Here is a 9,403-nt window from a genome sequence, read left to right on the forward strand (position 1 = left end):
GCCCCGTCCGGTGCCGGTGCGGTCTGGTGATAGGCATCACAGGTTGCCCCGTAGCCGCATACCTCTGCATAAATTTTTGCACCCCGTGCCACGGCGGATTCGTAGGACTCCAGCATCAGCGCCCCGGCACCCTCCCCGATGACGAAGCCGCTGCGCTCCTTGTCGAAGGGGATGGATGCTTTGGACAGCTCCGTTGTCTTGGTGAGAGCACGCATATTCTGAAAGCCAGCCAGGGTGAAGGTGGTCAGTGCGCTTTCCGAGCCGCCGCACAGACAGCAGTCCAGATAGCCGTCCTTGATCTTCCGGAACGCCTCGCCGATGGCGTGGGTGGAGGATGCACAGGCGGTCACGGTAGCAAAATTCGCCCCCTTGAAGCCGGTTTTCATAGCCACGGTGCCTGCCGCCATGTTGGCGATCATCATGGGCACATACCGGGCGGAAATCTTGCTGACGCCCCCGTCCCGGAAGTGGCTGTATTCCTGCTCCGTCAGACCGATGCCCCCCACGCCTACGCCGAAAATGCAGCCTGCCCGGTAGGGGTCTGCGGCGGCAATGTCATAGCCGCTGTCCCGGAGCGCCTCCAGGGCGGAAACCACCGCAAACTGGGTGAACCGCTCCATGGTTCTGGCATCCTTCTTGTCCAGACAGCCGGAGGGGTCAAAGTCATGCACCTGTCCGGCGAAATGCACACTAAGGGGGGATGCGTCAAAGGTATCGATGGGGGTAATGGCAAGCCGATTTTCCACAACCCCATCCCACAGGGGCTTGACCCCGGTGCCAAAGGGAGTCACTGCCCCCATGCCGGTAATCACTACTCTATGCATAGCTGCTCCTTTCTTACATTACAATGCCGCCGGATACTTCCAGCACCTGTCCGGTGATATAGCTGCCGCCCTCTCCTGCAAGGAATGCCACTGCCGCTGCCACATCCTCCGGCGTTCCGGCACGTCCCAGAGTGATCCGGGACAGAATGGCTTCCTTCTGCTGGTCGGTCATGCTGTCGGTCATGGGTGTCTCGATAAAGCCCGGTGCAATGGCGTTGACCGTAATGCCCCGTGCTCCAAGCTCCTTTGCCGCCGTCTTAGTCATGGCGATCACCGCCCCCTTGGAGGCGCTGTAGTTGCACTGCCCCATATTTCCGTACAGCCCTGCTACTGATGCCATGTTGATGATCCTGCCGCTTTTCTGCCGGAGCATGATGCTCCCTGCCAGCTTCATCAGCATATACACGCTTTTCTGATTGCTGGCAATGACTGCGTCATACTGCTCCTCGCTCATGCGCAGCAGCAGATTGTCCCGGGTGATGCCGGCGTTGTTCACCAGCACATCCAGTCTGCCGTATGCCGCCTTCACATCCTTGATGAGCGCGTCACACTGGGCGTAGTCGGATACGTCCGCCGCAAAGCATGCAGCCTCCGCCCCCAGCTCCCGGCACTGCTGTGCGATCTGCTCCGCCTTCTGCCGGCTTTCCTGCCGGTTGGAGGAATGCACCGCCACCGTATAGCCCTCCTTTGCAAACCGCAGGGCAATGGCTGCCCCGATGCCCTGGGATGCGCCTGTTACCAATGCGATCATGCTTCCACCTCCCTGCCCACTGCCGTACTTCCCAGCAGCTGCTGTGCCTGTGCAAAAATCTCCTCTACGATCTCCTTACAGGGCTTGACCTCATGGATCATGCCGGCAATGGCGCCGCACAGAAAGGAGCCTTCCGCCACGTTGCCATCCTGCACCGCCTTCCGCAGCGCTCCGACGGTCATGCGCTCGAACTCCTCCGGGGTGCCGCCGTTCTGCTCAAATTTCAGCAGGCCCCGGGAGAACTTGGTCTTGATACCCCGACAGGGATGACCGGTGAATCTGCCGGTGACGATGCTGTCCGTATCCTTTGCGGAAAGCACCAGCTTCTGATAGGTTTCGTGAATGTTGCACTCGGTGGACGCTAAGAACCGGGTTCCCAGCTGTACCCCCTGCGCCCCCAGCATGAAGGCTGCCGCCACGCCTCTGCCGTCTGCAATACCCCCGGCGGCAATCACCGGGATCTGCACAGCGTCCACCACCTGGGGCACCAGGCACATGGTGGTGATCTCCCCGATGTGACCGCCGGACTCGGTGCCCTCTGCGATCACTGCGTCCGCTCCTGCCTGCTCCATACGCTTTGCCAGTGCCACGGTGGGGATCACCGGGATCACCTTGATACCGGCTTCCTTCCAGGCGGGAATGTATCTGCCGGGACTGCCTGCACCAGTAGTGACCAGCGACACCTGTTCGTCAATGACCAGCTGGGCAAGGTCTGCCGCATTGGGACTCATAAGCATAATATTGACACCAAAGGGCTTATCCGTCAGTTCCTTTGCCCTCCGGATCTGATCCCGGATATAATCCACCGGGGCAGCTCCTCCGGCGATGAGGCCCACGCCTCCGGCATTGGACACTGCCGCAGCCAGCTGACTGTCTGCGATCCACGCCATGCCTCCCTGCAGCAGGGGATACTGTACCCCCAAAAGCTCCGTGATTCTGGTTTTCATGGATTGACCCTCCTTAATACTCAAATAATACCGCACCCATGGTGAGCCCTGCGCCAAATCCCACCAGGCACACCCGGTCGCCCCGGTTCAGCCTGCCGCTGCGGACTGCCTCGTCCAAAGCAATGGGGATGGAGGCGCTGGAGGTGTTGCCGTATTTGTCCAGATCCACCATGATCCGCTCCATGGGAAATTGCAGCTTCTTTGCGGCGGTTTCAATGATCCGCAGATTCGCCTGGTGGGGGATCAGCAGGTCAATATCCGCTGTCGTCATGCCTGCCTTGTCCAGCACCTGCTGCACCGCCCGGGGCATGGCTTCCGTGGCAAAGCGATACACGGCTCTGCCCTCCTGCCGCAGAAAATCCCCCTGGGGATCCGTCCCCTCCGGCACTGCATGCTCCCCCTTGGAGAACAGGCTGAGCCGCCGGTTCGCATTGGCATACAGACTGGTGACTCCGGTGCCGTCCGCCATCATGTAAGCGCTGTACAGCCCCTGCTTTTTCTCCAGGACGCATGCCCCTGCCCCGTCTCCAAAGAGGATGCAGGAGGAGCGATCGGAAAAGTCCGTGATCCGGGACAGGTTCTCGTTGGATACCACCAGCACATAGGACAGCTCCGGGTCGGTGGCAAGGTACCGTGCCGCCATATCCACCCCGCATACAAAGCCGGTGCAGGCGGAATTGACATCAAACGCCATGGCGTTCACGGCGCCCAGCTCCCGCTGAATCACACAGGCGGTGGCAGGGGTCACATAATCCGGGGTCACGGTGGTGTCGATGATCAATCCAAGCTGCTGGCCGCTGATCCCTGCTGCCTCCAGTGCCTGCCGGGCAGCCTGCAGCCCCATGTACCAGCTTGGCTCCCCGTCGGAAATGTGCCGGGTGACGATGCCGGTGCGGCTGCGGATCCACTCGTCGCTGGTATCCAGAAATGCAGCAAATGCGTTGTTGTCCACGGTCAGCGGGGGAACATACCGCCCCGTTCCGGCAATGCGGATTCCGGTCAAAAAAACCACTCCTCCCTGTTGTGTTTTCTTACTGTTTGTGGTATAGTAACTATAGGCAATTCCATCAGGCAAGCAAAAATACTTTACCTGATTAACTATTTTCAAGACTATTTTAATCCATTTTCAGCGCAATTGCAAGATAGGATGGGCAAATTTCAGTTGGCTTATGCAAATTCGTAAAAAACAACGGGATTTCTCACCAAGTAAAGCGAATGATTGTTCAGTTTTTACAATGCACTGCATGCACAGGAGGCATCTACTTATGAAAAACGTATTACTTTTCACCGGCCAGGGCAGCCAGTTTTCCGGCATGGGAGCGGAGCTTGCCGCCATGCTGCCGGAGGCGTCCGCCATTTACGAGGCGGGCAGTGACATTCTGGGCTTTGACCTGAAAAAAATGTGCCTGGAGGGGGAGGATGCGGTTCTGGCGGAAACCTGCCACGCACAGCCTGCCATTTACGCCACGGAGCTGATCTGCCTGGAGGCGCTGAAGGCACGGGGCATTGCCTGCGAAGGCGTATGCGGCCACTCTCTGGGGGAATACGCTGCCATGACCGCCTGCGGCATGCTGACGGCGGAAAACGGCTTCCGGGCGCTGAAGATCCGGGCACAAGCCATGGATGAAGCGGCAAAGTCCCAGGACAGCGGCATGTACGCCATTCTCCGGATGCCGGCGGAGCGCATCGGGGAGATCTGCGCCCAGACCCCGGGCTATGTGGTACCGGTAAATTTCAACTCCCCGGCACAGACCGTCATCGCCGGCGAGCGGCAGGCAGTGGACCGGCGAGCGGCAGGCAGTGGACGCTGCCGCAAAGGCATGCGCAGCGGAAAAGGCAAGAGCCGTGCCCCTGGCGGTGGCGGCTGCCTTCCACAGCAAGCTGATGCAGCCGGCAGCGGACGCCATTGCCGCAGCCTTTACCGCCATCCCCTTTGCGCCTCCCACAGTCCCCTTCTACACCAATCTCACCGGGGAGCCTCTGGCGGAGGGCACGGATATGGCACAGTACTGCGCAAAGCACTGCGTCAGCCCGGTTCGCTTTGCCCAGGAATTGCAGAACCTGCATGCCGCCGGGTTTGATACCTACATTGAGCTTGGCCCCAAGAAGGTGCTCACCGCCTTTGTGAAGCAGACTCTGAAGGACGTGGGCATGCACACCGTCACCGACCCGGATTCACTGGAGGAAACTGTAACATGTCTGAAGCATACGGACTGATCGGGCATCCCCTGGGGCATTCCATGTCCCCCTTCCTGCACAGGGCGCTGTTTGCCCTTGGTGGGAAGGATGCCTCCTACCGGCTGCTGGATCTTGCCCCGGAGACCATGGAGCAGCAGGTGCAGGAAATGACCGGCTACCGGGGCTGGAACGTGACCATACCTTATAAGGAGCGGATCATTCCCCTGCTGGATCGGCTGGATCCATCCGCCGCCCGATACAACGCTGTCAACTGCGTCCGCCGGGAACCGGACGGCACCCTGACCGGCTACAACACGGACTGCACCGGCTTTCTCCACGCTGTCCGGGATTTTCCCCTGGGAGGCAGGGTGCTGCTGCTGGGCTGCGGCGGTGCCGGGAGAATGATGGCAACGGAGGCTGCCATGGCAGGGGCGCAGCTGACCATTGGGGTGCGGAATCCGGAAAAGCCGGAGCTGACCGCCCTCGCAGCCCATCTGCGGAAAGCATACCCGGCGGCTGGTGTGCAGCTGGTACCCTTCGGGGAGATCTCCGGAGACTTTGATCTGCTGCTCAATTCCACTCCCGTGGGCATGTTCCCTCACACAGCGGGCTGTCCGGTGGGCATGTTCCCTCACACAACGGGCTGTCCGGTGCCGGATGCGGTGATCCGCCGGTGCGGCGCCGTCTTTGACGCTATTTACAACCCGGAGCAGACCCGGCTCATGGAGCTTGCCCGGCAGGCAGGCATCCCCACAGCGGGCGGCATGGACATGCTGGTGCAGCAGGCGGCATGCGCCCAGGAGATCTGGTACGGGGCGCAGTTTTCGGAAGCCGACCTTGCCGCATTGACCCGGCAGGCACAGGCACAGCTTGCCCGGCAGGAGGCGCACTCATGAAGGACAATATCTACCTCTGCGGCTTTATGGGCTGCGGCAAATCCACCGTGGGACGGGTACTGGCGCAGCAGCTCCACTGTCCCTTTATTGATCTGGACGACCTGATCGTTGCCAAAATGGGCATGCGGATCCCGGATATCTTCCAGCAAAAGGGAGAATCGTTTTTCCGGAATCTGGAGCAATTTCTGCTTCAGGATGTGAGCCGGGGACAGCGTGGCTCGGTGATCGCATGCGGCGGCGGCACCCTGGTGTTTGAGGAAAATGCCCAGCTTGCCCACTGCTACGGCAAGATCGTGCTGCTGAATGTGCCCTTCTCCATGTGCTACGACCGGATCCACAATGACCCCAACCGCCCCATCGCACTCTCCAGCACCCGCAGGGAGCTTTTACGTTTATACCGGCTCCGGTACAAGCGGTACCACGACCATGCGGATCTGGTGATCCCGGTGCTGCCCAAGGACACCCCGGAACAGATTGCAGAAAGGATTCGGATCGAATGAAGCTGTATCACGCACATATTTACCCCATGGATCGGGAACCCATCGAAAACGGCTGGGTGTCCATTCAGGACGGAAGGATCACGGAACTGGGACAGGGGGAGATCTTTCCCAGCCCGGAGGATCGGGATCTGGCAGGCGGCATGCTGCTGCCGGGCTTTGTGGATGCCCACACCCATCTGGGCATCATCGAAAACGGCATCGGCTTCGAGGGGGACGACTGCAACGAGGCAAGTGACCCCTTCACCCCCCAGCTCCGTGCCATTGACGGCATCAACCCCATGGATCGTTGCTTTGCAGAGGCACGGCGCCGGGGCATCACCGCTGTGCTCAGCTCTCCGGGCAGTGCCAACGCCTGCGGCGGACAAATTGCTGCCATCAAGACGGTGGGACGGCGGATCGACAGCATGCTGATCCGCACCGCCGGGGTAAAGTTCGCCCTGGGTGAAAACCCCAAGTCCGTATACAACGACCGGGACGAGACCCCCATTACCCGGATGGCAACGGCGGCGCTGATCCGGGAGGGTCTGGCGGCTGCACGGCGGTATCGCTCCGACCTTGCCGCCCATGAAGCAGATCCGGAAAACCTGGACGCACCGGAATTTGACGCCAAGCACGAGGCGCTGCTGCCCCTGCTCCGGGGAGAATGCAAGGCATTTTTCCACTGCCACCGGGCGGACGATATGTTCACCGCCCTGCGGATCGCAAAGGAATTTTCTCTGGATCCGGTGCTGATACACGGCACGGAGGGGCATCTGATCGCCGACCTGCTGGCACCGGAAAAAACCGGAGTCATCATCGGCCCCCTGCTATGCGACCGGTGCAAGCCGGAGCTGAACCATGCAGAGCTGCACAACGGCGCAGAGCTGCACCGGAACGGGGTGCCCATCGCCATTTGCACGGATCATCCGGAGGTGCCCCTCCAGTACCTGCCCCTGTCGGCGGCAGCGGCGGTGAAGGGCGGTCTGCCCTACGATGCTGCACTGTATGCCATTACCCTGGGGGCGGCAAAGCTGGCAGGCATTGACGACCGGGTGGGCAGCATCACCCCCGGAAAGGATGCGGATCTGCAATGCTACCGGCAGGATCCCCTGGGCTTTCTCACCGAGCCGGAATGGGTCATGATCGACGGTGTGATGCTCCCATGATCGCCGTGATCTTCTGGAGCCTGCCGGGGCTGTTCATGCTGGGGCTGACCGTCTGTCTGCTCCATGATGCCCAAGCCGGCACGGTGCTCCACAACGACGGCATTCAGATCACAGTACGCACCAGGGGCGACCGGATCTGGCAGCTGCCGGTGGCACGGGCAAACGGCGACCGGCCCTACATTTCCATCGACAGGGAGATCACGGTGCTGCCGGAGGTCATGCGGCGCAGGAACCTGCACTACTCCCTGCTCCCGAAGCGCAGTCTGGTACTGTGGACGGTATGCATCGCCCTGGTGTTCCTGGGCTGCGCCGTGGGCAGTATGTTTTAAGGCGGCATCACACACAGATTGTGCAGTGCTGCCATAACCGAAAAAGAGGTGACGTTATGCTCGGCGTAATATGCTGGGAAGTGCTGGGGCTGCTTGTGCTGGGGCTCACCCTGTACCTGCTGGCAGTCGCCAAAACCGGCACAGTAATCGACAATGACGGGATTCAGCTTACCGTCCGCACCAGGGACGGCAGCATCTGGTATCTGCCCGTGGCACAGTCAGACGGCTCCCGCCCCTACATTGCCATCGGCAGTCAAGTCGTGGTGATGTCTGCAAAAACGACCCGGTGGAAGAATGCCTATGTACTGATACCCAAGTGGAAGCTGCTGCTGTCGGGTCTGGCAACAGCCCTGCTGTTTCTGGCTGTGGGTGTTTACGTCTATACCAAAAGATTTCTATAAACTGAAAGGAGTGCTGAGAATGCATCCGGAAATTCAAACTGTCGCAAATGAAATCGGGAACATTTGTTCCCCCAAGCACATCTATCTGGTAAGCCGCAAGGAGGACACCGCCGGGACGCTGGTCAGCTTCAAGCTGGCACTGGTGGTATCCGATAAGGTGGAGAGCATTTCCGAGCTGGAATGCGCCCTGTACGCCAAGGTGGACTGCGACTATCCCTTCGACCTAGTGCTGTACCGGGAAAGCGAGTGGAACACCCTTTGCACCGATCAGCGCACTTTTGCCTGGAAGATCGCCCAGACCGGGAGTGTGCTGCTATGAGCCGGGGGTATCGGGACAATGACAGCAAGCGGTATTTCGACTGGCTGTATTACGCCAATATCGACCTGCTTGCGGCAAACGAGCTGATCGACCAACCCCTGTGCTATAACTCGGTGGCATTCCACTGTCAGCAGGCCATTGAAAAGGCGATCAAGGGCTACCTGCTGTACCGGCGGCACAGATTATACGACGGACACAACCTGCCCTGGCTGTGCAAGCAGGCCATGCAGGAGGATCCCCACTTCGGACAGTGGCTGGATCGTGCCTCCATGCTGAACCGGTTCTACATTGAAGCCCGGTACCCGGCAGACTTCCTGCTGCGGCTGGATGAGGAAACCGTCATGCGGGTTCTGACGGAAACGGCGGAAATGTCCCGGTTCATTATGAAGCTGGTGCATTTCGACTTTGCAAGCTATCGCTATCAGGGCGCACCTGCCCGAAAGGAGGAATAAACATGGCGACACCCCACAATCAGGCAAATCCGGGAGAGATCGCACCCCGGATGCTGATGCCCGGAGATCCCCTGCGGGCGCAGTTTATCGCAGAACAGTATCTGGAGCATCCGGTGTGCTACAACCGGGTGCGGAATATGCTGGGCTTTACGGGCACTTATAAGGGCGTTCCCGTATCCGTCCAGGGCAGCGGCATGGGCATGCCCTCCATCGGCATCTACTCCTATGAGCTGTTCCACACCTACAACGTACAGAAAATCATCCGGGTAGGCACCGCCGGCGGCATCGCTCCCCAGGTGCAGCTCCGGGACATTGTGCTGGGGCAGGGTGCATGCACCAACAGCAGCTATGCAAGCCAGTACGGGCTCCCCGGCACCTATGCGCCCATCGGGGATTTTGCCCTGCTGGAGGCTGCCGCAGCCCATGCCCGGCGGCTGAACCTGCACTGGCATGTGGGAAACCTGCTGTCCAGCGATACCTTCTACGACGACAGCAATTCCACCGCCCAGTGGCAGAAAATGAACGTACTGGCAGTGGAAATGGAGGCTGCCGCCCTGTATATGAACGCCGCCCGTGCCGGGAAGCAGGCCCTGTGCATCGCCACCGTGTCGGATCTGCCGCTGACGGGGGCATCCACCAGTGCCCAGGAGCGGCAGGGGAG

13 protein-coding genes and 1 pseudogene are annotated in these 9,403 nt (G+C 60.2%); 10 read left to right on the top strand and 4 right to left on the bottom strand.

What is annotated here, in order from left to right; translation table 11 throughout:
* The 4 genes from QVO51_RS05595 to QVO51_RS05610 form a co-directional block, all read right to left on the bottom strand.
* The coding region (locus QVO51_RS05595; protein ID WP_288167897.1) for a beta-ketoacyl synthase N-terminal-like domain-containing protein at nt 1-824 on the bottom strand (824 nt) is incomplete at its 3' end.
* A gap of 13 nt (nt 825-837) precedes the next feature.
* Nucleotides 838-1,575, bottom strand: a complete 738-nt coding sequence (gene fabG, locus QVO51_RS05600) for a 3-oxoacyl-[acyl-carrier-protein] reductase (RefSeq protein WP_022357569.1) — start codon at nt 1,573-1,575, stop codon at nt 838-840.
* A complete protein-coding gene (fabK, locus tag QVO51_RS05605; RefSeq protein WP_022357570.1) occupies nt 1,572-2,522 on the bottom strand; it encodes an enoyl-[acyl-carrier-protein] reductase FabK in 951 nt (316 codons plus the stop codon). The genes fabG and fabK overlap by 4 nt, the downstream gene beginning before the upstream one ends.
* A gap of 13 nt (nt 2,523-2,535) precedes the next feature.
* Nucleotides 2,536-3,525 (bottom strand): beta-ketoacyl-ACP synthase III, encoded by a 990-nt coding sequence (locus QVO51_RS05610; protein ID WP_022357571.1) that lies wholly within the window; start codon nt 3,523-3,525, stop codon nt 2,536-2,538.
* Between the two features lie 331 nt (nt 3,526-3,856).
* Here QVO51_RS05610 and QVO51_RS05615 point away from each other — a divergent pair.
* From QVO51_RS05615 to deoD, 10 genes and pseudogenes are all read left to right on the top strand, one after another.
* Nucleotides 3,857-4,222, top strand: a pseudogene (locus QVO51_RS05615) (ACP S-malonyltransferase); the annotation flags it as partial.
* Between the two features lie 100 nt (nt 4,223-4,322).
* Nucleotides 4,323-4,739 (top strand): ACP S-malonyltransferase, encoded by a 417-nt coding sequence (locus QVO51_RS05620; RefSeq protein WP_288167898.1) that lies wholly within the window; start codon nt 4,323-4,325, stop codon nt 4,737-4,739.
* Complete coding sequence (locus QVO51_RS05625; RefSeq protein ID WP_022357573.1) at nt 4,718-5,596, top strand: shikimate dehydrogenase family protein; 879 nt, start codon at nt 4,718-4,720, stop codon at nt 5,594-5,596. Before QVO51_RS05620 ends, QVO51_RS05625 begins: the two co-directional genes overlap by 22 nt.
* The gene (locus QVO51_RS05630; protein ID WP_022357574.1) at nt 5,593-6,096 is read left to right on the top strand and encodes a shikimate kinase; all 504 of its coding nucleotides are present in this window, start codon (nt 5,593-5,595) and stop codon (nt 6,094-6,096) included. The genes QVO51_RS05625 and QVO51_RS05630 overlap by 4 nt, the downstream gene beginning before the upstream one ends.
* Nucleotides 6,093-7,241 (top strand): amidohydrolase, encoded by a 1,149-nt coding sequence (locus QVO51_RS05635; RefSeq protein WP_022357575.1) that lies wholly within the window; start codon nt 6,093-6,095, stop codon nt 7,239-7,241. Before QVO51_RS05630 ends, QVO51_RS05635 begins: the two co-directional genes overlap by 4 nt.
* A complete protein-coding gene (locus tag QVO51_RS05640; protein WP_288167900.1) occupies nt 7,208-7,570 on the top strand; it encodes a hypothetical protein in 363 nt (120 codons plus the stop codon). The genes QVO51_RS05635 and QVO51_RS05640 overlap by 34 nt, the downstream gene beginning before the upstream one ends.
* A gap of 56 nt (nt 7,571-7,626) precedes the next feature.
* Nucleotides 7,627-7,971, top strand: coding sequence for a hypothetical protein (locus QVO51_RS05645; RefSeq protein WP_022357577.1), 345 nt, complete (start codon nt 7,627-7,629; stop codon nt 7,969-7,971).
* A 19-nt stretch (nt 7,972-7,990) separates the two neighbouring features.
* The gene (locus tag QVO51_RS05650; protein ID WP_022357578.1) at nt 7,991-8,290 is read left to right on the top strand and encodes a hypothetical protein; all 300 of its coding nucleotides are present in this window, start codon (nt 7,991-7,993) and stop codon (nt 8,288-8,290) included.
* Entirely contained in the window at nt 8,287-8,742 is a 456-nt protein-coding gene (locus QVO51_RS05655; RefSeq protein WP_022357579.1) for a HEPN domain-containing protein, read from the top strand. The genes QVO51_RS05650 and QVO51_RS05655 overlap by 4 nt, the downstream gene beginning before the upstream one ends.
* A 2-nt stretch (nt 8,743-8,744) precedes the next feature.
* Nucleotides 8,745-9,403: purine-nucleoside phosphorylase (gene deoD / locus QVO51_RS05660; protein ID WP_288167901.1), on the top strand; the 659-nt coding region annotated here is incomplete at its 3' end.

It is taken from the genome of Ruminococcus sp. CAG:379, assembly GCF_000434255.1.
GTDB classification, from domain to species: domain Bacteria; phylum Bacillota; class Clostridia; order Oscillospirales; family Ruminococcaceae; genus Ruminococcus_F; species Ruminococcus_F champanellensis.